23 protein-coding genes and 1 pseudogene are annotated in these 22,380 nt (G+C 68.8%); 15 read left to right on the top strand and 9 right to left on the bottom strand.

All coding sequences use genetic code 11. From position 1 onward, the window contains the following. Positions 1-29: 29 nt before the first annotated feature. Positions 30-1,310, bottom strand: coding sequence for a hypothetical protein (locus A5760_RS23340; RefSeq protein WP_064885240.1), 1,281 nt, complete (start codon positions 1,308-1,310; stop codon positions 30-32). Between the two features lie 128 nt (positions 1,311-1,438). Between A5760_RS23340 and A5760_RS23335 the strand changes: the two genes are divergently transcribed. Further along, positions 1,439-2,518, top strand: coding sequence for a DUF475 domain-containing protein (locus tag A5760_RS23335; RefSeq protein WP_064885238.1), 1,080 nt, complete (start codon positions 1,439-1,441; stop codon positions 2,516-2,518). A gap of 4 nt (positions 2,519-2,522) precedes the next feature. On the opposite strand, the gene A5760_RS23330 is transcribed toward A5760_RS23335, so the two are convergent. Together A5760_RS23330 and A5760_RS23325 are read right to left on the bottom strand one after the other, a co-directional pair. Beyond that, complete coding sequence (locus tag A5760_RS23330) at positions 2,523-3,215, bottom strand: hypothetical protein (RefSeq protein WP_064885236.1); 693 nt, start codon at positions 3,213-3,215, stop codon at positions 2,523-2,525. A gap of 76 nt (positions 3,216-3,291) precedes the next feature. Further along, positions 3,292-3,780: an inorganic diphosphatase gene (locus tag A5760_RS23325; RefSeq protein WP_064885234.1), complete on the bottom strand. Its 489-nt coding sequence runs from the start codon at positions 3,778-3,780 to the stop codon at positions 3,292-3,294. A 106-nt stretch (positions 3,781-3,886) separates the two neighbouring features. Here A5760_RS23325 and dacB point away from each other — a divergent pair, with 106 nt between their 5' ends. Genes dacB through hpt form a run of 4 tightly spaced genes read left to right on the top strand, consistent with a single transcriptional unit; the run spans position 3,887 to position 7,945 of the window. After that, a complete protein-coding gene (dacB, locus tag A5760_RS23320) occupies positions 3,887-5,272 on the top strand; it encodes a D-alanyl-D-alanine carboxypeptidase/D-alanyl-D-alanine-endopeptidase (protein WP_155764435.1) in 1,386 nt (461 codons plus the stop codon). After that, positions 5,269-6,330, top strand: a complete 1,062-nt coding sequence (locus A5760_RS23315) for a zinc-dependent metalloprotease (RefSeq protein WP_064885317.1) — start codon at positions 5,269-5,271, stop codon at positions 6,328-6,330. Before dacB ends, A5760_RS23315 begins: the two co-directional genes overlap by 4 nt. Next, positions 6,309-7,283, top strand: a complete 975-nt coding sequence (gene tilS, locus A5760_RS23310) for a tRNA lysidine(34) synthetase TilS (protein WP_064885230.1) — start codon at positions 6,309-6,311, stop codon at positions 7,281-7,283. The genes A5760_RS23315 and tilS overlap by 22 nt, the downstream gene beginning before the upstream one ends. 50 nt (positions 7,284-7,333) lie before the next feature. Next, positions 7,334-7,945 (top strand): hypoxanthine phosphoribosyltransferase, encoded by a 612-nt coding sequence (gene hpt, locus A5760_RS23305; RefSeq protein ID WP_064885228.1) that lies wholly within the window; start codon positions 7,334-7,336, stop codon positions 7,943-7,945. Between the two features lie 21 nt (positions 7,946-7,966). Here hpt and A5760_RS23300 read toward each other — a convergent pair whose 3' ends face one another. Beyond that, complete coding sequence (locus A5760_RS23300; RefSeq protein WP_064885226.1) at positions 7,967-8,707, bottom strand: SIMPL domain-containing protein; 741 nt, start codon at positions 8,705-8,707, stop codon at positions 7,967-7,969. Positions 8,708-9,112: 405 nt separating this feature from the next. On the opposite strand from A5760_RS23300, the gene A5760_RS23295 reads away from it, so the two are divergent. Beyond that, the gene (locus A5760_RS23295; RefSeq protein WP_064885224.1) at positions 9,113-9,412 is read left to right on the top strand and encodes a PE family protein; all 300 of its coding nucleotides are present in this window, start codon (positions 9,113-9,115) and stop codon (positions 9,410-9,412) included. 11 nt (positions 9,413-9,423) lie between these two features. Beyond that, entirely contained in the window at positions 9,424-10,668 is a 1,245-nt protein-coding gene (locus A5760_RS23290) for a PPE family protein (protein ID WP_064885222.1), read from the top strand. Positions 10,669-10,702: 34 nt separating this feature from the next. Here A5760_RS23290 and A5760_RS26825 read toward each other — a convergent pair. The 5 genes and pseudogenes from A5760_RS26825 to A5760_RS23270 form a co-directional block, all read right to left on the bottom strand. Further along, positions 10,703-10,894, bottom strand: a pseudogene (locus A5760_RS26825) (HNH endonuclease); the annotation flags it as partial. Position 10,895: 1 nt separating this feature from the next. After that, positions 10,896-11,666: an alpha/beta fold hydrolase gene (locus A5760_RS23285; protein ID WP_064885220.1), complete on the bottom strand. Its 771-nt coding sequence runs from the start codon at positions 11,664-11,666 to the stop codon at positions 10,896-10,898. 270 nt (positions 11,667-11,936) lie between these two features. Further along, the gene (locus tag A5760_RS23280; RefSeq protein ID WP_064885218.1) at positions 11,937-12,950 is read right to left on the bottom strand and encodes a zinc-binding dehydrogenase; all 1,014 of its coding nucleotides are present in this window, start codon (positions 12,948-12,950) and stop codon (positions 11,937-11,939) included. Then, positions 12,950-14,137, bottom strand: coding sequence for an LLM class flavin-dependent oxidoreductase (locus A5760_RS23275; protein WP_064885216.1), 1,188 nt, complete (start codon positions 14,135-14,137; stop codon positions 12,950-12,952). The genes A5760_RS23280 and A5760_RS23275 overlap by 1 nt, the downstream gene beginning before the upstream one ends. Then, complete coding sequence (locus A5760_RS23270) at positions 14,134-15,099, bottom strand: alpha/beta fold hydrolase (RefSeq protein WP_155764433.1); 966 nt, start codon at positions 15,097-15,099, stop codon at positions 14,134-14,136. Before A5760_RS23270 ends, A5760_RS23275 begins: the two co-directional genes overlap by 4 nt. Before the next feature lie 105 nt (positions 15,100-15,204). Between A5760_RS23270 and A5760_RS23265 the strand changes: the two genes are divergently transcribed. From A5760_RS23265 to A5760_RS23230, 8 genes are all read left to right on the top strand, one after another. After that, a complete protein-coding gene (locus tag A5760_RS23265) occupies positions 15,205-15,618 on the top strand; it encodes a VOC family protein (protein ID WP_064885213.1) in 414 nt (137 codons plus the stop codon). Positions 15,619-15,755: 137 nt separating this feature from the next. Then, entirely contained in the window at positions 15,756-18,182 is a 2,427-nt protein-coding gene (gene ftsH / locus A5760_RS23260) for an ATP-dependent zinc metalloprotease FtsH (protein ID WP_064885211.1), read from the top strand. A gap of 16 nt (positions 18,183-18,198) precedes the next feature. Next, the gene (gene folE / locus A5760_RS23255; protein WP_064885209.1) at positions 18,199-18,801 is read left to right on the top strand and encodes a GTP cyclohydrolase I FolE; all 603 of its coding nucleotides are present in this window, start codon (positions 18,199-18,201) and stop codon (positions 18,799-18,801) included. Further along, a complete protein-coding gene (gene folP, locus A5760_RS23250; protein WP_155764432.1) occupies positions 18,798-19,649 on the top strand; it encodes a dihydropteroate synthase in 852 nt (283 codons plus the stop codon). Before folE ends, folP begins: the two co-directional genes overlap by 4 nt. Further along, positions 19,642-20,043 (top strand): dihydroneopterin aldolase, encoded by a 402-nt coding sequence (gene folB, locus A5760_RS23245; protein WP_064885205.1) that lies wholly within the window; start codon positions 19,642-19,644, stop codon positions 20,041-20,043. The genes folP and folB overlap by 8 nt, the downstream gene beginning before the upstream one ends. Then, the gene (folK, locus tag A5760_RS23240) at positions 20,040-20,588 is read left to right on the top strand and encodes a 2-amino-4-hydroxy-6-hydroxymethyldihydropteridine diphosphokinase (RefSeq protein WP_064885203.1); all 549 of its coding nucleotides are present in this window, start codon (positions 20,040-20,042) and stop codon (positions 20,586-20,588) included. Before folB ends, folK begins: the two co-directional genes overlap by 4 nt. Further along, entirely contained in the window at positions 20,588-21,064 is a 477-nt protein-coding gene (locus A5760_RS23235; RefSeq protein ID WP_064885201.1) for a DUF3180 domain-containing protein, read from the top strand. The genes folK and A5760_RS23235 overlap by 1 nt, the downstream gene beginning before the upstream one ends. Before the next feature lie 126 nt (positions 21,065-21,190). Further along, positions 21,191-22,372: a DUF6779 domain-containing protein gene (locus A5760_RS23230; RefSeq protein ID WP_082279587.1), complete on the top strand. Its 1,182-nt coding sequence runs from the start codon at positions 21,191-21,193 to the stop codon at positions 22,370-22,372. Positions 22,373-22,380: the final 8 nt, after the last annotated feature.

Here is a 22,380-nt window from a genome sequence, read left to right as displayed (position 1 = left end):
CCACAAGGTACACGCTGGTGCAGGTCATATCAGCCGGTAGAGCGCGCGGCGCGCGACAGCGCCAGCAGATGGACGCCGATCCCCACCACCGGCCCGCACAGCAACCCGACCACGGTCCGCGTCTGCAGGGACAGCGGCAGCAACAGCAGCAATCCCGACGCGACCGTGGCGCTGACCCAACCCAGCGAGTAGGCGCGGTGCAGCGCGGCGGCCACCGCCGCCGCCCCGGTCAGCGTCAGCATGGCGATCGCCACCGCGGCCGCGGTCAGCCACGCCAGCAGCGCGCTGCTGGCGTGGTACTGCGGCCCGAACGCGACCCGCAACAGCCACGGGCCCAGCACGCCCGCGGCCGCCACCCCGACCGCGCCGATCGCCCCGACGATCGCCGCCGGGGCGAGCAGCGCGCGGATCCGGTCGCTGCGCTCGTCGACGAAATGGGCAATCAGGTTGCCCTGCATGGCCGTCAGCGGCACCAGCAGCGGAGCGCGGGTCAGCGTGACGGCCAGGATGATCACCCCGCCCTGCGCGCCGAGCTCGGCGCTGGTCAGCTTCAGCAGCACCGGAAATCCCATCACCAGGATGGCGCTGGCGCCGGCCGCGGTGATCGAATGCGCCGCGCCCCGTAGGAAGGTCGCGGTGCCGCCCGGGGTGAGCAGGCGGGCGGTGGCCCTGGTGGCCGGCGAGGCCACCAGCAGGATCAGCCAGGCGACCGCGCCCGCCACCGTCGCCCACAGGAAGCCGACCAATCGCCAGCCCAGCGCCACGGTGGCCGCGGCCACCAGCACCCGGATGACGGCGTCGGTCACCATCAGGGCGCCGTAGCGGGTCCACTGGTTGGTGCCGGCCAGCATGCCCAGCAGGGTGGCATGCACGCAGAACCCGGCCAGCCCGACGGACAGCAGCGCCACCGACAGCAGCCGCGACTCGACGAACACCCGCCCGCTCCACAGCGGGGAGCTGCCGGCGATCAGGACGGCCGCGGCGATCCCGACCAGCATGGCGACGCGCATCGGGTGGGTGCGGGGTTCGCCGGGCGCCGGCAGGGCGGCCAGGTCGCTGATGTAGGGCCCACGAACGGAACAAGAGCGGACTTCCCGGGTGGTTTCCTGCAGCAGGCCGTTGGCCGCGCCGGTGACCAGTCCGAAAGCCCCCCAGAACACGCCGAATATCGAAAAGCCGCTCGGCGCCAGGTCACGAGCGGCCAGGTAGATCACTGCGTAACCGCACAGCGCCGTCACGGCGGTGGCGGTACCGACCCGGGCCATGCTGCCGCGCGCCACCGGCCCCTGCGAGGCGCTGATCTCGGTCATCGGGGCGGCGGCGCTTTCGGCCGACTGCCCCGATGTTTCGCCACAATTTGAAAATTCTATGCGGCCCGCAGCGATCGCCCATCGCGGCGATCCGGTTCACTAATGTGGTCGGCTGTCGGAAAGGATCCATGTCCGCTTTGCGCACCTTCGGGATCTCGCTGGTGGTCACCGCGGCGGCCCTGTGCCTCGGATATTCCTATGGCGGTTTCAAAGGTCTCTATCTGCTGCTGGTGCTGGCCGCCCTCGAGGTGTCGCTGTCGTTCGACAACGCCATCATCAACGCCTCGATCCTGAAGCGGATGAGCCGCTTCTGGCAGCGGATGTTCCTGACGATCGGGATCCTCATCGCCGTGTTCGGCATGCGACTGCTCTTCCCGCTGCTCATCGTGTGGGCGACCGCGGGGCTCGAACCGGTGCGCGCGATGCAGCTGGCGCTGCATCCGCCGCCGCACGGCGCGCTGGAGTTTCCGGACGGTTCACCCAGCTACGAAAAGCTCGTCATCGCCGCGCATCCCCAGATAGCCGCATTCGGTGGGATCTTCCTCTTGATGCTGTTCCTGGATTTCGTCTTCTATGACCGAGACATCAAGTGGCTCAAGTGGATTGAGATCCCCTTCGCGCGCATCGGCCGGCTGGGGCAGGTGTCGCTGGTGGTCACCGGTCTGGCGCTGGTGCTGGTGGGCACCCAATTGACGCACTCGGGTGACGAGGCGGCGACGGTGCTGACCGCCGGGCTGCTGGGCATGGTGACCTATCTGGTGGTCAACGGATTGAGCCGGGCGTTCCGGCCGGCCGACACCGACAGCGACACCGGCACGGCCGGCGCGGCGACGCGCTGGGCCGGTCTGACCCTGTTCGCCTACCTCGAGGTCCTCGATGCCGCCTTCTCATTCGACGGCGTCACCGGCGCATTCGCCATCACCTCGGATCCGATCGTCATCGCGCTGGGGCTGGGACTGGTCGGCTCGATGTTCGTTCGGTCGATCACCATCTATCTGGTCCGCCAGGAGGCCTTGGGCCGGTACGTGTACCTGGAACACGGCGCGCACTGGGCGATCGGGGCGCTGGCCGTGATCATGCTCGCCTCCATCGAGCCGAAGTTCGAGGTCCCCGAGGCCGTCACCGCCTCGGTTGGCGTGGTCTTCATCGCGGCGGCGCTGGGCTGGAGCATCCTGCGCAATCGCCGCGACGCCCGCGCCAAGGCATGACGGTCTAGGCCTCGATCTGCCCGGCGATGCGCCGTTCGATGGCGGCCCGGGCGGGGGCGGGAAGCGCGATCAAACCGTCGAGCTCCTTGGTCGCCCGCGTGTAGGCGTTCTGCCGCTCCTCGCGCGTCGCCGCATCGTCGTTCGCCAGGTGCAGCAGGTTCTGGGCGCGCGCCAGCCGCTGCTGGTCGTCGGCCGAGAAGTCGCTGCGCCGCCGCCGGATTGCCTCGGCCTCGGCGATCTCGAACGCACTGAGGTACTCGTGGACGGCATCGCGGTAGTCCAGCAGCGCATCCCGGTCGCCCACCAAGGCGTCGGGCGGTTCCGGCCGCAGCAGGTCGGCGCGGCGCTTCGCCTTGTGGAACGCGATGGTGAGCGGGTCGCGCATGTTGGTCATCAGCGGGAAGTCCAACAGCTTCGCGATGTCGACCTCATAGTCGAACCACCGGGCGTCAACACGGTCATGCGCGGCAACGAGCTTGGCGAGTTCCCGGCGGTCGGCTTCCTCGCGGGTCCGCCCCCGCCCGGATGCCTCCGCCACCGCGATCTTGGCCTGCTGCTTCAACCGGTAGCGCTCCATCCGGCGCTCGGCTCGGCGCTCGTTGGCCGCGCCGATGGCCCGCAGCCCGCCGCCGATCACACCGCCCAGCGGGAAAACCAGCCACCAGAAATTCGCGGCGAAATGCAGCACCGGGGTCACATCGCCAGGATGCCACCGAGAATCCGGCAGCGGCGCGGGCGCGATTACGCCGAAAGCATCAACGCGCCGGTGTGGTTCAGTGACCTTCGGTCTTGAACCGCTCGATCGAGCGGTGGATCTCCGCCTCGGCCTCTTCGCGGCCGACCCAGTCCGCGGCTTTGACGAACTTGCCCGGTTCCAGGTCCTTGTAGTGCACGAAGAAGTGCTTGATCACTTCCAGCTCGAACTCCGGAACGTCGCCGATGTCCTGGATGTGGTCCCAGCGGTGGTCGCCGGCCGGCACGCACAGCACCTTGTCGTCGCCGCCCTTTTCGTCGGTCATCCGGAACATGCCCACGGGACGGGCCTCCACGATGACGCCGGGGAACACCGACTGCGGCAACAGCACCATCGCGTCCAGCGGGTCGCCGTCCTCGCCGAGGGTGTCCTCGATGAAGCCGTAGTCGGTCGGATAGGCCATCGCGGTGTACAGGTAGCGGTCCAGACGTAGCCGTCCAGTCTCGTGGTCGACCTCGTACTTGTTCCGCTGGCCCTTTTGGATCTCGATGGTCACGTCGAATTCCACCGCGTCGGCTCCTTGTCTTTTAGGCAGGCCAATTTTGCTCTGCTACACCCTAGTCGAGCGCATCTCCGCCGATTCGGCAGAATGGGTTCAGACAGTCAGGAGAGTGATGGCCCGTACTCGCTGGCAAAAATCCACCCCAGTGTTCATCGGGTTGGGTGTGCTGGCGTTTGTCGCCGCCGTGGTGGTCGCGGCAACGTTCTTCACCACGACCGGACACGGCGCCAACAGCGCGCATGCCCCGATACCGCCCCCGCACGCCCCGGCGGTGAAGCCCGGCATGGTCCCGGTGAGCGACTCCGCCGAGCTACCCAGCGGACCCGGCGTCGCCGCGATGCTGGCGCCGGTGGCGGGCGACCCCAACCTGGGCCGGCTGGGCGGACGGATCACCGACGCCATCACCGGGAAAGAGCTGTGGCAGGTGGGCGACGACATGCCGCTGGTGCCGGCGTCGACCAACAAGGTGCTCACGGCGGCCGCGGCCTTGCTGACGCTGGACCGCCAGGCGCGGATCAGCACCCGCGTGGTGGCCGGCAGTCAAAACGCCCAGGGGCCCGTCGTGCTGGTGGGCGCGGGCGATCCGGTGCTGTCGGCGGTACCGCCCGGCGTGGACACCTGGTACCGGGGCTCGGCGCGGATCAGCGACCTCGTCGAACAGATCCGCCGCAGCGGCGTGACGCCGACCGCGGTGCAGGTCGACATCTCCGCGTTCAGCGGGCCGACGATGGCGCAGGGCTGGGACCTGGCCGACGTCGACAACGGCGACATCGCGCCGATCGAGCCGGTGATGATCGACGCCGGCCGCATCCAGCCCACCACGGTCAACTCTCGGCGGTCCCGCACCCCGGCGCTGGACGCCGGGCGGGAACTGGCCAAGGCGCTGGGCCTGGACCCCAACGCGGTGACGATCGCGACCGCGCCCTCGGGTGCCCGGCAGCTGGCGGTCGTGCAGTCGGCGCCGCTGGTCCAGCGGCTGTCCGAGATGATGGACCACTCCGACAACGTGCTGGCCGAAAGCATCGCCCGTGAGGTGGCGGCCGCCATCAACCGGCCGCGCAGCTTCGCCGGCGCCGCCGACGCGGTGACCAACCGGCTGACCACCGCGCACGTCGACACCGCGGGTGTGGCGCTGCTGGATTCCAGTGGGCTCTCCGTCGACGACCGGCTGACGGCCAAGACGCTCGACGGCGTCCTGCAGGCCGCGGCGGGGCCCGACCAGCCGCCGCTGCGGGCGCTGCTGGACCTGCTCCCGATCGCCGCCGGCAGCGGGACGTTGGCCGATCGCTTCACCGACGCCTCCACGGCCCAGGGCCCGGCGGGCTGGTTGCGGGCCAAAACGGGCTCGCTGACCGGCATCAACGCGCTGGCCGGGGTGCTCACCGACCGCAGCGGCCGGGTCCTCACCTTCGCTTTCGTCTCCAACAACGCCGGCCCGAACGGCCGCAACGTGATGGACGCCCTGGCCACCCGGCTGTGGTCCTGCGGGTGCTCATGACGCCGTCGCCGGACCTGACGCTGGGTACCGCCGTCGACTGGCAGTTCGCGGCGACGGTCGGGCGGCGGCTAGCCCGTCCGGGTCCGCCGTCCAGCGACTACACCCGTCGCCAGGTGATCGACGAGCTCGCCACCGCGTCCACCAAAGCCGAACCGCTGGTGCGTGACGTCACCGGCCTGGTCACCGATGGCGCGGTGCCTGCCGCGCGGATCGTCGACCGCCCGGACTGGATCGCCGCGGCCACCGAGTCGATGCGGGTGATGATGAACGGCGCCGAGAAGCCGCGCGGGTTTTTCACCGGCCGCGTCACCGGCGCGCAGACCGGCGCCGTCCTGGCCTATGTGTCCTCGGGGATTCTGGGCCAATACGACCCGTTCGCCGCCAACGACGGGGCCAGAACCGGCTGCCTGCTGCTGGTGTATCCCAACGTCATCGCCGTCGAGCGGCAGCTTCGGATCGAGCCGTCCGATTTCCGGCTGTGGGTGTGCCTGCACGAGGTGACTCATCGCGTGCAGTTCACCGCCAACCCGTGGCTACCCAACTACATGTCGCAGGCGCTGGGCCTGCTGACCCGCGACGTCGGCGAGGACATTGGGCAGGTGATCGGCCGGCTCGCCGACTATGCCCGCAACCGCGGCACCGGAACGCCGGAATCCGACACCAACCCGTCGGGCATTCTCGGGCTGGTGCGCGCGGTGCAGTCCGAACCGCAGCGGCAGGCGCTGGACCAGCTGCTGGTGCTGGGCACACTGCTGGAGGGCCACGCCGACCACGTCATGGATGCCGTCGGGCCGATGGCGGTGCCGTCGGTGGCCACCATCCGCCGCCGGTTCGACGAGCGCCGCCACCGCAAGCAGCCCCCGCTGCAGCGGTTGTTGCGCGCGCTGCTGGGGCTCGACGCCAAGCTCAGCCAGTACACCCGCGGCAAGGCGTTCGTCGACCACGTGGTCGGCCAGGTGGGGATGGCCCGGTTCAACGCCATCTGGACCGGCCCCGACACGCTGCCGCTGCCCACCGAGATCGAAGAACCCCAGCGGTGGATCGACCGGGTGCTGTAGACCGGCTGCGCGCGGCTGTCGAGGCGTTCGTCAAGACCCACCTCGCCACCGTCGAACAGTGGTGCGTGGCGCTGTCCGGCGGTCCCGATTCCCTGGCCCTCACCGCGGTGGCGGCCCAGCTGCGGCCCACCACGGCGGTGATCGTCGACCACGGCCTGCAATCCGGCTCGGCCGCCGTCGCCGAGACCGCCCGGGCGCAGGCCATCGCGTTGGGATGCGTTGCCGCTCAAGTGGTCCGGGTGCAGGTGGGCAACCAGGGCGGTCCCGAGGCGGCGGCCCGCGCGGCCCGCTACACCGCGTTGAGCGCCTATCACACCGGGCCGGTGCTGTTGGGGCACACGCTCGACGACCAGGCCGAGACGGTGCTGCTGGGACTGGGCCGCGGGTCCGGGGTGCGCTCGATCGCCGGGATGCGCCCCTACGACCCGCCGTGGTGCCGGCCGTTGCTGGACGTCCGGCGCGCGGTGACGCACGCCGCCTGCGCGGAGCTGGGGCTGACCCCCTGGCAGGATCCGCACAACACCGACCGCCGCTTCACCCGAACCCGGCTGCGCACCGAGGTGCTGCCGCTGCTGGAAGACGCGCTCGGCGGCGGCGTGGCCGAGGCGCTGGCCCGCACCGCGACATCGTTGCGGGAGGACTCCGAGCTGATCGACACGCTGGCGGCCCGGGCGCTGCCCGAGGCCACGGCGGACTCCGGCCTGCGGGTGCAGGCGTTGGCGACGCTGGACGCCCCGGTGCGGCGCCGGGTGATCCGGGCCTGGTTGTTGGCCGGCGGCGCAACGAACTTGACCGACAAGCAGATTCGCGGGGTGGACGCCCTGGTCACCGGCTGGCACGGGCAGGGCGGAGTGGCGGTCGGCTCGTCGCCGTCCGAGGAGCGACTGTTCGCGGGCCGCCGCGACGGCGTGCTGACGCTGTGGCGCGAGCCGGTCGGCAAACCGATCCGTTAGCCGCAATACCGGGGCTGCCGTTGGTTATTCGCCCGCCGTCGTGGCACTCTGTGGGCGTGGCCCAGATCTCCTCGGCGATCACCCCCGCCCAACCCGCGGAGCTCTACCCCGGGGATATCAAGTCTGTTCTGCTGACGTCGGCGCAAATTCAGGCGCGGATCGCCGAACTCGGCCACGAAATCGGCGAGAGCTACCGCGACGCCGCGACCGAGACCGGACAGGACCTGCTGCTGATCACCGTGCTCAAGGGCGCTGTGATCTTTGTCACCGACCTGGCCCGCGCGATCCCGCTGCCCACCCAGTTCGAATTCATGGCCGTCAGCTCCTACGGGTCGTCGACGTCCTCCTCGGGCGTGGTGCGGATTCTCAAGGACCTGGACCGCGACATCGAGGGCCGCGACGTGCTGATCGTCGAGGACGTCGTCGACTCGGGCCTGACGCTGTCCTGGCTGCTGCGCAACCTCAAGACGCGGCACCCGCGGTCGCTGCGGGTGTGCACGCTGCTGCGCAAGCCCGACGCGCAGGGTGCGCACGTCGACATCGCCTACGTCGGCTTCGACATCCCCAACGACTTCGTCGTCGGCTACGGCCTCGATTACGACGAGCGCTACCGCGACCTGTCCTACATCGGCACCCTGGACCCGAGGGTCTACCAGCAGTAGACCCGGCCCGAGCCGTCGGGCTCAGTCCAGCTCCCACACCGCCGTCACCGAGAAGTTCACGGTCTGCTGGCCGGGCTCCAGCGGAACCATCGACGGCATGGCCCGCGGCGCCCCGACCGGCGGCGGGGTGTTGCCGGTGGCTTCCGAGATGGACAGCACCCGACCCAGCCGGAGACCGGACAGCTGGGCGTACTGATCGGCGCGGTTCTTGGCGTCGTTGAAGGCCCGCGACCGGGCGTCCTTCACCAGCTGGGAATCGTCGGCGATGGAATAGCGGACGGACTTGATCCGGGTGGCGTCGCCGCCCGTGCCGACGATGAGGGCCAGCAGGCGCGACGCGGCGTCCGTCGGGTGAATCTTGACCGCGATGGCGTTGGTGGCGCGATACGCCGTGATGGCGGCAGTACCGCTGGGCCCGGGGTTGTTGTATTCCGGCGACAGGGTGACCTCGGTGGTGCTGATGTCCTTGCGGTCGATGCCGGCGCCGGTCAGTGCGTTGATGACCGCCTGTTGACGGTCGTTGGTCTGGTTCATCGCCGTGGTGACGTCGGGCGCGGTGAATTCGATGCCGACGTCGGCGGTCAGGGTGTCCGGGACGCCCTGCACCTGACCGGTGCCCACCACCGTGACCTGACGGGGGTTGGCCCCGGGCTGCGGCGGGTTGTGTTCGTCGCACGCCGAGATCGCGGCGATCGTCAGGCCGGCCGCGGCCACGGCGATCGATCGGCGGATGAACTTAGAGGCGTTCGTTGCGACCGGCATGCCTGGCACCCTAGCCGCTGGGCCGCCGTATATGGGAGCGATCTTGGCTCAGTGTGCGGCGGCGTTGTCGTTGGCGGTGCTGGCGGGGCCGCTATTGATGCGAATGATTCTGTACGACACCAGGATTCATGCCATAGCCACGGTTGGCAAAGTCGATGCAATACTTCAGCAAACTCATATAAGCTCATATATGGCTCCAATCATATTGGTTTGTAATACTTTTCATGCGAAATCCAAATGTTGCAGCATGTCAGCTCAGCTAAGTGAACAGTTCCCGTCCCGGTCATGAATTGGCGACTCTCGGGCTGTCATCTCCGGACGTGCCTGCCCTAACGTGTCCAGGCGTCCGACTCGGTACGGGTATTAGTGCCGAGAGCTATTGATTTGAAAGGATTTTGAGAAGAAATGTCTTTCTTGATGGCGCAGCCGGAAATATTGGACGCTGCTGCCCGCGAGCTGCATAGAATCAATGCGTCCGTGCGGGAAGGAAGTTCGGCGGTGGCAGCCACCACGACCAGGGTGGCGCCCGCCGCAGCCGACGCGGTATCGATTTTGACCGCGCAACAGTTCTCCCGGCACGGCCAGCTCTTCCAGGAGATCAGTGCGCAGGCTGCGGTAGTTCGTGAGCAGTTAGCGACAATGCTTGGTATCAGCGCTGGTTCGTACGCCGCCACGGAGATCGCCAACACTGCCGCGGTCGGTTAGGCAAGGGCGCCATGCTGGACTTCGCGCAGTTGCCGCCGGAGATCAACTCCGCGCTGATGTATTCGGGCCCCGGCTCGGCGCCCCTGCTGGCTGCCGCGGCGGCCTGGGACGGTTTGGCCACCGAGTTGGATTCGGCAGCATCCGCCTATGGGTCGGTGATCGCGGGTCTCATCGACGGACCATGGCAGGGGCCGGCCTCGTCGGCGATGGTGACCGCGGTGGTTCCCCAAGTGGCATGGTTACGCGGCACGGGCGGGCAGCTGGAACAGGCCGCCCTGCAAGCGGTGGCGGCGGCGGGCGCCTATGAGTCGGCGTTCGCCGAAACGGTGCCGCCGCCGGTGATAGCGGCGAACCGGGCGTTGCTGATGGAGTTGCTCGCGACGAACTTCCTCGGTCAGAACACCCCGGCTATCGCCATTGCCGAGGCGCAATACGGCGAGATGTGGGCTCAAGACGCTGCAGCGATGTACGGATATGCCGGTACGTCGGCAGCGGCGGCGGCGTTGCCGCCGTTCGGGCCGGCCGAACCCGTTACCGACCCGGCCGGCGCCGCTCGTCAGGCTGCTGCGGTGGCCCGAGCGGCCGGCACCAGCGGAAGTGAGAGCGCGCAGGCGCTCGACGCGGTGCCCCAAACGCTATCGGCGCTTGCCGGGTCGACGAACAATCCCGCGTCGTCGGCCAATCCCATGCTTTCCCTGGGGGGAATCAGCCTGAACCCCGAAGGCGATGGCCTCGTGGTTGGCGGCCCATTGGGTGATCTTCTGGAGGGCCTGACCGGATCGCAAACATTGGATGCCAGCACGCCTTTCGACGCGTTCATCCGATTGATTTCTCCAACGCGGCTGTTCACCACCTCGTTCAAAGACATCCAAGGAATCGCTCAGGGCATGATGCCAGCGGCTAAGTCGGCCACCGAGGGCGTCGCCAAGGCCGCAGAATCCATTGCCCCGGCGGCTATTTCGGGCGCCGGCCTGGGCCCGATGGGAGCGATCGGCGGAGCCGTCGGCAAGGCGGCGTCGGTCGGTGGACTATCGGTACCGGCGGCCTGGGCGAGCGCGGCCCCGACGGCACCCTCGGTCGCCGTGGCACTCAACGCCGCGACTGGTGCGGGTGCGGTTGAACGTGCCACCAATGCGGTGGGAGGGGTGCCGATGATGCCCACCGGCGGGGCTGGACGCAGCGCCGGCGCCCACTTCGTGACTCCCAGATACGGTTTCAAGCCCACTGTCATCGCGCAACCCCCGCCCGGAGGCTGATTCGAAGACCGAACCGGCGATTGTCGCGGATGAATCAGAAGGGTGGGTCGTCGGGCAAGGGCCGCAGAACCGGCTCCGCGGGCGTCCAGTCCGGCGGTAGGTCCTCAGGCTCTCGTGGATCGTTCACCCAGGTGCAGTAGGGGCTGGTGCTCGGTGCGCCCTTGAACAGGAAGAGCATGTCGCGCATGTGGTTTCGGAACTTGCGGTCGTGACGGTCGGGTTCGGCGTCAGCGCGGCGCGAGTGCCCGGGTGGTTGCGAGGATCGTGTCGGCGCATAGGCGCGGATTGTCGATCATCGGCACGTGACCGACGTCGGGGAGTAGCAAGTACTCGGCTCCGGGGAGCTGTTCTCGGGCGGTGGTGCCGTAGACGTGCGGCGGAAGAATGCGGTCGTTGCCCGACCATGCCAGGGTCATTGGGCAGGGCAGCGGATCGAGAGGTTCGACGCTCTCCGATGGTTGCAGCATGTCTTCGGCGGCGGTGCATCTTGCAAGGTCGAGGAGGGCATCGAGGGCCTGCGCGGGGGTGAGTCGTTCACCGTGATCGGCGGCATCCTGCATCGCCAGTCGGCGAAGACATGCGAAGCGGAGCAATGCCGGTGCTACCGGCCGAACCAGATGCGCCCGACGTCTGGCGCGCCGAACCTTGTCGCTGGCACGAGTTTCGTCGCTTGTACCGTGCGTCCAGAATCCTGCCGGTGAGAAGGCGCAGACGCTAAGTGCTCGGCCTCGGCGGGCCAGTTCGATGGCCATCCACCCACCCATCGAATTGCCGGCGATGTGAATGCGATCGAGTCCTCGGGCGTCCAGGAGGCGCTCCATTTCATCGGTGAGGGCCGCAACGGTGGCTTTGCCGGTGAGCTTTGGCCCGCCGCGATGGCCGAGGGCGGTGGGTGCCATGACGTCATGGCGATCGGCCAGCAGCGGGATGACGTCGGCCCACACACCGGCGGACATCATCAGGCCGTGCAGGAGAAGAAGCGGCTGGTTGGTGGCCATGGGGTTCCTTCGCTGTGGTGCCGTTTGCCTGAGCCAGGATGGCGGCTATCGCCAACCAACCCGCGGCGGCATACTTCGCCGAACTCGTGGATGGCCTTTAGACACCGCTCGGTTGCGCAATGTGACAACACGGCCACTCGGTGTGACCTACCTCATAGCCTCTGCACGCGCACAAAGGGGCGTGTCAGCTCGACGTAGATCATCCCGTTCGGGCTATGTGATTTGCTCGCCGAAAGGCACTCATCACATCTGCGGGCCGACCGACAACCTTCAGGGCGTGACGAGGATCTTGCAGTGCCGCTCGGGGTCGGCGAGGTCGTCGAACGCCGTACCGACCCCGTCGAGGCCGACCTCGCCGGTGATCAGCGGGCTGACGTCGATGTTGCCCTCGGCCAGGGCGCGCAGCGAATCGCCGAACTCCTCGGGCGTGTAGGCGAGCACGAATTGCACGTTGATCTCCTTGGCGATCGCGAAGAAGGGGTGCATGGTGTCGGGTTGCATGCACACACCGGCGACCACCAGGCGGGTGCCGGGCCGCGCTCGAAGGAGTACGTCGTCGATGATGCCGGGCACGCCGACCGCCTCGAACACCACCGCGGGCTTGATGGTGTCGAAGGGTGAGCCCTGTGCCGGATCCAGCGTCTGGTGGGCTCCCATCGAGGTGGCCAGCTCGCGCCGCTTGGGCGAAAAGTCAGACGCCACAATGAATTCCACGCCCCTCGCCTGCAGGGCGGCGATGATCGCGATGCCGATCGGGCCGCAGCCGAGCACCAGGGCCGCCTCGCCGGGCGCGATATTGGACTTGTTGACCGCGTGCAGCCCCACCGCCATCGGCTCGGTGAGGGAAGCGTGTTTGAAGTCCAGGCCGTTGGGAATGGGCAGCAGCAGCGGCGCCGACAGCAGCATTCGCTCGGCGTAGCCGCCGACCGTGCTGTTGCTGTAGACGATCGGCTCGACACCCTTGGCGGACAACAGCACCGGCAACGAGGTGACCAGGGTGCCCGGCGGATGGGTATCGGTGCCGGGGCCGGCTTCGAGTATCTCGGCGCTGAACTCGTGGCCCATGAAGATGTCGTGGTCCAGATCGACGTGCATGGCGCCCGTCCCGCCGGCCACCCGATCGGTCATCTCCAGCACCTGCGCGCCGTGGGCGGCGAAATGCAGGTCGGAGCCGCAGATTCCGCACGCGCGCACGCCGACCAGCACCTGGCCGGCTTCGGGTATCGGGTCAGGCACGTGGTCCCGATAGACCATGCGGCCGTCCCGCAACACCGCGGCGCGCATCAGTGCACCGCGTCTTTCTGCTCGTCGACGTGCTCGGTGATGGCCTTGACGACGGCCTCGCCGGCCCGGCCGATCAACTGGTCGCGCTTGCCCCTGGCCCAGTCGTGCGACGAGCGGGACGCTTCGAGCTGCCGTTTGAAGTGCGGAATCACCTTGCGCGCCATCAGGTCGTAGCTGTGGTAGGTCGCCTGCGGCGAGGCCCAGTCGTGGCCGAGCATCAGCAGGGTGCCGAAGCCGCCGGAGCGGTCGAGCAGGTCCTCGATGTGGGCGATGGCGTCCTCGGGCGTGCCGATGCAGCAATTTCCCTTGGCCGCGTAGTCGGCGACGAACTCGTGCGGCGTCTGGGTGCCTTCCACGCTGTTGGCCAGCGGCACAAATCCGGCGGCGCCAAAGTAATTCGCGAAATCCTGCAGCCCGTAGGTGCAGTCGTCGATGGCCTGCTCGCGGCTGTCCGCGATATGCATGATGCTCAGCACGCGCCAGTCGCCCCGGTCCGGCTCGTCCCGCCCTACCTTCGCGGCCTGTTCGCGAACCACGTCCCAGGTGGTTTCCAGCGCCGCGTAGCCGCCGGGCACCGACATCGACAGCGACAGCAGCGAGGTGCCGAGCGCGCCGGCCAGCCGAGGTCCCGACGGCGAAATCATTGCCGCCGTGGAGATTTCGGGGTAAGGCCAGGTGTAGGGCCGGATGTGCAACTGGGCGTCGCGCAGGGTGAACCAATCGGTGTGCCGGTCGATGCGCTCGGTGGGTGCGGCGCGGAACAGCGCCAGGATCGCCTCGAGGGATTCCTGCATCATCCGGCGCTGCTCGATGGGGTCGATGCCCATCATGTAGGCGTCCGACGGCAGCGCGCCGGGCCCGGTGCCGAACATCACCCGGCCGCGGGTCAGGTGATCGAGCAGCACCCACCGGTCGGCCACCATGAGCGGATGGTGGTAGGGCAGCGACACCACGCCGGTGCCCAGCCGGATGTGCTTGGTTCGCTCCGCCGCCGCCGCGATGAATACTTCCGGGCAGGCGATCAGCTCGTAGCCGCCCGAGTGGTGTTCGCCGAACCACGCCTCATCGAATCCGAGCCGATCCAGGGCGACCACGCGCTCCATGTCGTATTCCAGTGCCACCGTTGGGGATTGGCCGGTGGGGTGAAACGGGGTGATAAAGACACCGAAACGCAGGGGCGCGCTCATTGCAGCTCCAATCCGTTGAGGAATTCCAGTAAGGCCGCATTCACCTCGTCGGGGCGCTCCTGCTGCAGCCAATGCCCGGCGCCGTCGATCATCACCTGTCGGTACGAGCCCGAGATCGCGTCGGCGGCGCGGTCGGTGCGGGTGAAGGACAGGACGGGATCGGCCGTGCCGCCGATGAACAAACACGGGACCGCGATCTTCACGCCGTCCAGCTCGGCAGTGGTCTCCCAGTTGCGGTCGAAATTGCGATACCAGTTCAGGCCGCCGGTGAAGCCGGTGCGGGTGAACTCGGCGATGTAGTGGTCGAGCTCGTCCTGGCTTATCCAGTCCGGCAGCCCGTCGGGCTCGGGTAGCCGCTCGATGAAGCCTTCCGGACCGGGCGCCACCATCCGCAGCGCCGCGGCCTTGTCGCCGGACGTGCGCAGGCTGCCCATCATGCGTCGCATCACCCGGGCGGGGTCGGCGTTCAACTCGGCGTCGGCGACGCCGGGCTCCTGGAAGTACAGGATGTAGAAGAAGTTCTCGCCGAAGGTCTTGCGCCACGCCGTCGTCGGCGCGACGCGCGGGCGCGGGGTCACCGGCACGCTCATCGCCGCGACGGCCGCGACCCGGTCCGGGTGCAGCAGCGGGGCGTTCCACACCACGGCGGCGCCCCAGTCGTGCCCGACCCACACGGCGCGCTGCGCGCCGACGTCGTCGAGCAGTCCGACCAGGTCGGCGGTCAGCTGATGAATGTCGTAGGCGTCGACGGCGTCCGGGCGATCCGAACCGCCGTAGCCGCGCTGATCGGGCGCCAGCACGTGGTAGCCGGCGTCGGCGAGGACGGGTATCTGGTGCCGCCAGGAGTAGGCGAGTTCGGGAAAGCCGTGCGCCAGGAGCACCACCGGTGCACCGCGGTCGCCCGCTTCGGTCACCCGTAGCCGCGCGCCATTGGTCTCTACTAACCGTTCGGTTGGGGGCACCGTCTCACCAAAGCACAACGATTGCTGACTGAGAAGGCCCGAATCCGTCTCACTGTCCCCCCGGGTGGGCGATCGAAAAGGCGCACGGCGGGAATACTCGATTCGATGCGCTTGGACCACGTAGTGCTCTGGACGAGGAACCCGCGGGCGTCGATGGACTTCTACACCCGCGTCGTCGGGCTGGAACCGGTCCGCTTCGCCGAATTCGAAGCCGGAGACGCGCCGTTCCCGAGCGTGCGGATTTGTGCGGACTCCATCATCGACTTGATGCCCACCGAAGGCATTTCGGCGACCGAGACTTTGACGCGCATCGAGGGCAGCGCCGGCCACCCGGTCAACCACGTCTGCCTGGCGCTGTCGAAGTCCGAATATGACGCGTTGGACCGGCGGCTCCAGGCCGAGGGCGTGGATACCAGCGCGCGGCTGAACCGGAGCTTCGGCGCGCGCGGGTGGGCACCGCAGGGGTACTACTTCGCCGATCCGGACGGAAACGTGCTCGAGGCCCGGTATTACGAGTAGCCGGGAACTCCCGGTCGTTAACTGAGGAGACCGTGGCGACCGCTCTGCCGGAGCTGGCGATCGCCGCTAGCGGTAGCCTGGACTTTTTCAGCTGCGTGTATATCGGGGAAGGACCTGGCCGCTAAGGCCGATGATTGATGAACCGGAAAAACGTGATTCGCACCATCACGGCAATTGCTGTCGTGGTGCTGCTCGGTTGGTCGTTCTTCTACTTCAGCGACGACACCCGCGGCTATAAGCCCGTCGACACGTCCGTGGCGATGTCCCAGATCAACGGCGACAACGTCAAAAGCGCGCAAATCGACGACCGCGAGCAGCAACTGCGATTGACCCTGAAGAAGGGCAATGGTGACACCGACAATTCCGACAAGGTCATCACCAAGTTTCCCAGCGGCTACGCGGTCGACCTGTTCAACGCGCTGAGCGCCAAGAACGCGAAGGTCAGCACGGTCGTCAACCAGGGCAGCATCCTGGGCGAACTGCTGGTCTACGTCCTGCCGCTACTGCTGCTGGTGGGGCTGTTCGTGATGTTCTCCCGCATGCAGGGTGGCGCCCGGATGGGCTTCGGGTTCGGCAAGTCGCGCGCCAAACAGCTCTCCAAGGACATGCCCAAGACCACGTTCACCGACGTCGCCGGCGTCGACGAGGCGGTCGAGGAGCTCTACGAGATCAAGGACTTCCTGCAGAATCCCGGCCGCTACCAGGCGCTGGGCGCCAAGATCCCCAAGGGCGTGCTGCTCTACGGCCCGCCGGGAACCGGTAAGACGCTGTTGGCCCGCGCGGTCGCCGGGGAAGCCGGTGTCCCGTTCTTCACGATCTCGGGCTCCGACTTCGTCGAGATGTTCGTCGGCGTCGGTGCGTCCCGGGTCCGAGACCTGTTCGATCAGGCCAAGCAGAACAACCCCTGCATCATCTTCGTCGACGAGATCGACGCCGTGGGCCGCCAGCGCGGCGCGGGCCTGGGCGGCGGGCACGACGAGCGCGAGCAGACGCTGAACCAGTTGCTGGTCGAGATGGACGGCTTCGACCCACGGGCCGGGGTCATCCTGATCGCCGCCACCAACCGGCCGGACATCCTGGACCCGGCATTGCTGCGCCCCGGCCGCTTCGATCGGCAGATCCCGGTGTCCAACCCCGACCTGGCGGGTCGCAAAGCGGTGCTGGAGGTGCACTCCAAGGGCAAGCCGATCGGCCCGGACGCCGACCTCGCCGGGCTGGCCAAGCGCACCGTCGGCATGACCGGCGCCGACCTGGCCAACGTCATCAACGAGGCTGCGCTGCTGACCGCCCGCGAGAACGGCACCGTCATCACCAGCGCCGCGCTGGAGGAAGCGGTGGACCGGGTGATCGGCGGGCCGCGCCGCAAGGGCCGGATCATCAGCGAGCAGGAAAAGAAGATCACCGCCTACCACGAGGGCGGGCACACCCTGGCGGCCTGGGCGATGCCCGACATCGAGCCCATCTACAAGGTGACGATCCTGGCGCGTGGGCGCACCGGCGGCCACGCGGTGGCGGTGCCGGAGGAGGACAAAGGCCTGCGGACCCGCTCGGAGATGATCGCGCAGTTGGTGTTCGCGATGGGTGGACGCGCCGCCGAGGAACTCGTCTTCCGCGAGCCGACGACCGGCGCGGTTTCCGACATCGAGCAGGCCACCAAGATCGCGCGCGCGATGGTGACCGAATTCGGGATGAGCTCGAAACTCGGTGCCGTCAAATACGGTTCGGAACATGGCGACCCGTTCCTGGGCCGCACCATGGGGACGCAGGCGGACTACTCGCACGAGGTCGCCCGCGACATCGACGACGAGATCCGCAAGTTGATCGAGGCCGCCCACACCGAGGCGTGGGAGATCCTCACCGAATACCGCGACATACTCGACATTTTGGCGGGCCAGCTGCTGGAAAAGGAGACCCTGCACAGGGCCGAGCTGGAGGCCATCTTCTCCGGAGTCGAAAAGCGGCCCAGGCTAACCATGTTCGACGATTTCGGCGGCCGCATCCCGTCGGACAAACCGCCGATCAAGACGCCGGGCGAGTTGGCCATCGAGCGCGGCGAGCCCTGGCCGCCGCCGACCCCCGAGCCGGCCTTCAAGGCGGCCATCGCGCGGGCCAGCGAAGCCGCTGCCGCCGCCCGGGTAGAGGGCGACCGAAACGCCAACGGCGGCAACGGTTCTCATGGCGCTCAAGGCAGCGGCAATCGTCAGGGGGAGCAGCAGGGGCCCACCCAACCCGACTACGGCGCCCCGGCCGGCTGGCGCGCGCCGGGCTGGCCGCCACAGCAACAACAGCCGACCTATTGGCACCCGCCCGCCCAGCCGCCCTACTGGCAGCAGCCGGCCCGCGGCTACCCGGGCCCGCAGGGTTACCCCGGGCAGCAGGGGCATCCGGGCGGTCAGCAAAGTTATCCCGGTCAGCAGGGCGGCGCGGGTCACCCCGGTCAGGCCCGTCCCGCCTACCCGCCGTATCCGCCGTATCCGCCGCCCGGCCAACCCGCCCCGGAGGGCGGGTCGCCCGACCGGCAGGATGACGACGTAAGCCGGTCCAACCCGCCGGCTCACGGCTGAGCAAACGGAGGATTTGATGGCGCTGCCGAATACCGCGATGCACACGACGCGGGTGTTCGATCAGGAGCGCGCCGAGGCCGCGGTCCGCGAGTTGCTGCACGCGATCGGCGAAGACCCCGACCGGGACGGCCTGCGGGAAACTCCGGCGCGCGTCGCCCGCGCCTACCGCGAGATGTTCGCCGGGCTCTACACGGACCCCGACAGCGTGCTGAACACCATGTTCGACGAGGATCACGACGAGCTGGTGCTGGTCAAGGAAATCCCGCTGTACTCCACGTGTGAGCACCACCTGGTGTCGTTCCACGGCGTGGCCCACGTCGGCTACATCCCGGGCGACGACGGCCGGGTTACCGGCCTGTCCAAGATCGCGCGGCTGGTCGACCTTTACTCCAAGCGGCCCCAGGTGCAGGAACGGCTCACCAGCCAGATCGCCGACGCCCTGGTGAAAAAGCTCAATCCGCGCGGCGTGATGGTCGTGGTCGAGGCCGAGCACCTGTGCATGGCGATGCGCGGCGTGCGCAAGCCTGGAGCGATCACCACCACCTCCGCGGTGCGCGGCCTGTTCAAGACCAACGCAGCTTCTCGAGCCGAAGCGCTCGACCTGATCCTGCGTAAGTGAGTCTGGCGCCTGTGCAGGTAATGGGAGTCCTGAACGTCACTGACGATTCGTTCTCCGACGGCGGCCGCTATCTCGACCCCGACAAGGCCGTGGCGCAGGGTTTGGCCCTGGTCGCCGAAGGCGCGGACATCGTCGACGTCGGGGGAGAGTCGACCCGGCCCGGTGCCACGCGGATCGATCCTCGCGTCGAGACATCCCGAGTCGTCCCCGTCGTCAAAGAGCTTGCTGCACAAGGCATCACCATCAGTATCGACACCATGCACGCCGACGTCGCGCGGGCGGCGCTGTGCGCCGGAGCGCGGATCGTCAACGACGTGTCCGGCGGCCGCGCCGATCCCGCGATGGCCCCGCTGCTGGCCGACGCGAAAGTGCCTTGGGTGCTGATGCATTGGCGTTCGGTGTCGGCCGAGCGGCCGCACGCGGCTCCGCACTACCGCGACGTGGTCGCCGAGGTGCGCGACGAGCTGCTGGCCAGCGTCGACGCCGCGGTGTCCGCCGGTGTCGACCCCGGCCAGCTGATGATCGATCCCGGACTGGGATTCGCCAAGACGGGACAACACAATTGGGCGCTGCTGCATGCCCTGCCGCAGTTGGTCGCCACCGGCATCCCGGTGCTCCTGGGCGCATCGCGCAAACGGTTCCTCGGTACGTTGTTAGCCGGGGCCGACGGTTCGCCGCGACCGCCCGATGGGCGTGAGACGGCCACCGCGGTGGTGTCCGCGCTGGCCGCATTGCACGGGGCCTGGGGGGTGCGTGTGCACGATGTGCGGGCCACGGTCGACGCCCTCAAGGTCGTAGCGGCCTGGACCGATGGGTCGCACACGGAACTGGCTGGAGACGATGGCTGATCGAATCGAGTTGCGCGGATTGAAGGTTCGCGGTCAACACGGGGTTTTCGACCACGAGCGCGCCAAGGGTCAGGACTTCGTCGTCGACATCATGGTGTGGATCGACCTCGCCGGCGCCGCCGCCAGCGACGAACTGGCCGACACCTACGACTACGGGGCGCTGGCCCAGTTGGCCGCCGACGTGGTGGCCGGCCCCGCGCGCAATCTGATCGAAACCGTCGGGGCCCAGATCGCCGACCAGGTGATGGACGACGAACGCGTGCACGCCGTCGAGGTGGTGGTGCACAAGCCGCAGGCTCCGATCCCGCAGCAGTTCGCCGACGTCGCGGTGGTGGTGCGGCGGTCGCGCCGCGGCGGCCGCGGTTCGGTGGTCCCGGCGGGCGGGTTCGTATGACGCGCGTAGTGCTGTCCATCGGCTCCAACCTGGGTGACCGGCTGGCGCGGTTGCAGTCGGTCGTCGACGGGCTCGGGGACAAGGTGCTCGCCGTGTCGCCGGTGTACGAGACCGACCCCTGGGGCCGGGTGGACCAGGCGCCGTTTCTCAATGCGGTCCTGATCGCCGACGACCCGGCCTGCGACGGACAGGGCTGGCTGCGTCGGGCGCAGGAGTTCGAGCAGGCGGCCGGCCGCGTGCGCGGCGAGCGCTGGGGCCCGCGCACCCTCGACGTCGACCTGATCGCCTGCTACGGCCAGACCGAGGTGATCTCCCGGGAGAACAACCTGACCCTGCCGCATCCGCTGGCCCACCTGCGGGCGTTCGTGCTCATCCCGTGGCTGGATGTCGACCCGGACGCGCAGCTGACGCTGGCCGACGGGCCGCAGCCGGCCGCCGGTCTGCTGGCCCAGCTGGAAGCGGCCGACCGGGACGGCGTGCGCCCGACCGGCCTGACCCTTCGGCCGAACGGGAAGCCGCCGGGCGACCAGGGGCCGACGGCCTGATGGGACCCACCCGCAAGCGTGACCTGACCGCCGCGGTGGTCGGCGCCGCCTTTGTGGGATATCTGCTGGTCAAGGGCCTCTACCGGTGGTTTCCGCCGATCACGGTGTGGACCGGCCTGTCGCTGCTGGCGGTGGCCATCGCCGAGGCGCTGTGGGCGCGCTACGTGCGGGCCCGGATCAGCGAGGGCGAAATCGGGTCCGGGCCGGGTTGGCTGCACCCGCTCGCGGTCGCGCGCAGCCTGATGGTCGCCAAGGCATCGGCCTGGGTGGGTGCGGTGATGCTGGGCTGGTGGGTCGGCATCCTGGTGTACTTCCTGCCGCGCAAGTCCTGGTTGCGGGCCGCCGCCGAGGACACCTCGGGGACCGTGGTCGCGGCCGTCAGCGCACTGGCGCTGCTGATTGCCGCGCTGTGGCTGCAACATTGCTGCAAATCACCGCCGGATCCGACTGAGCACGGCGAGGGTGCCGAAACCTAGCCCCGCGCCGCGATTGCCGGCGGCCGGCGGGCGATTAACTCTGCCGGGGACGCCGCCGATAACCCGCGCGAGAATCGCCGGAGCCGCGCGACACGCGGATTGACCTCGCGCAGGTACTCTCAGGCCATGACCGTTCTGTCCCGCGGCGCCCGCGTACGGCGCGGCGGCCGCAGGCCGGGGTGGGTGCTCTTGACCGCGTTGCTGGTCCTCGCGATGGGGGCCAGTTCCGCATTGGTTTTCACCAATCGGGTGGAACTCCTCAAGCTCGCTGTAATCCTGGCGCTGTGGGCCGCAGTCGCCGGCGCCTTCGTCTCCGTGCTCTATCGGCGCCAAAGCGACGCCGATCAGTCCCGCGTCCGCGACCTCAAGCTGGTCTACGACCTGCAGCTGGACCGCGAGATCTCGGCCCGGCGTGAATACGAGCTGACCGTCGAGTCCCAGCTGCGCCGCGAGCTGGCCTCCGAGCTGCGCGCCCAGGCCGCCGACGATCTGGCCGAGTTGCGCGCGGAACTCTCCGCCTTGCGGACCAGCCTGGAAATCCTGTTCGACACCGACCTCGCACACCGCCCGGCCCTCGGCGGCACGCCCGAAGCCGAGCCGCAACCGGAGCGCGCGTACAGCGAGTGGGATCGCAACGGCGAGAACCCCCGCGACAGCCCGGTCGACTGGGTGTCCAGCGACCGGGTGACGTCGGTGCCGCAGGACAACGCCGGCCGCGCCGACGACGCCATCATCGACGTGCCCGAGGAGCCGCTGATTCCGCCGCGGCAGCAGCCGCCGCCCCGGCGGGAGCGGGTCCGTAACCAGTACGAACCGGCCGCGGATCCGGCGTACGCCGAAGAGCCCGCGTACGCCGAAGAGTCCGGGTACGCCGAGGAGTCCCCGTATGCGGGACCGGCGGAGCCGCGCTTCGAGCCTCGTTTCCAACCGCCGCCCGCGGCCCAGTTCCAGCCGGAGCCGCAGCCCGAGCCGGAGCCGGAACCCGAGCGGCAGCCCCAGGCGCAGTGGCCGGGGCGGGGCTGGCAGCCGGCCGCCGCGGAAGGCCAGTGGGCGCCGCCCGGCGCGCCGGGCAGCAATTGGGCCGGTGCGGATATCCCCGCGGAATCGGCCGGTGGACGACGGCGTGCCCGGCATTCGGGCGTCGACGAGGCCTGGGATGGCATGCCCGTCGAGCCGGTGCCGCCACCGCCGTACGGCGATTCCGGTCGCCGGGCACGGTCGCGCCACTCGGCGGAGTACCGCGACTACGGGGTGCGCAACTCGTCGCCCACCAACGAGCCGCCGGCCGGGCCCCCACCCGCGCTCTGATACACATC

Origin of the sequence: Mycobacterium colombiense (assembly GCF_001665835.1) — a bacterium.
GTDB lineage: Bacteria > Actinomycetota > Actinomycetes > Mycobacteriales > Mycobacteriaceae > Mycobacterium > Mycobacterium colombiense_A.
The sequence above is the reverse complement of the archived record's forward strand: the minus strand, read 5'-3'. Positions and strand labels throughout refer to the sequence as shown.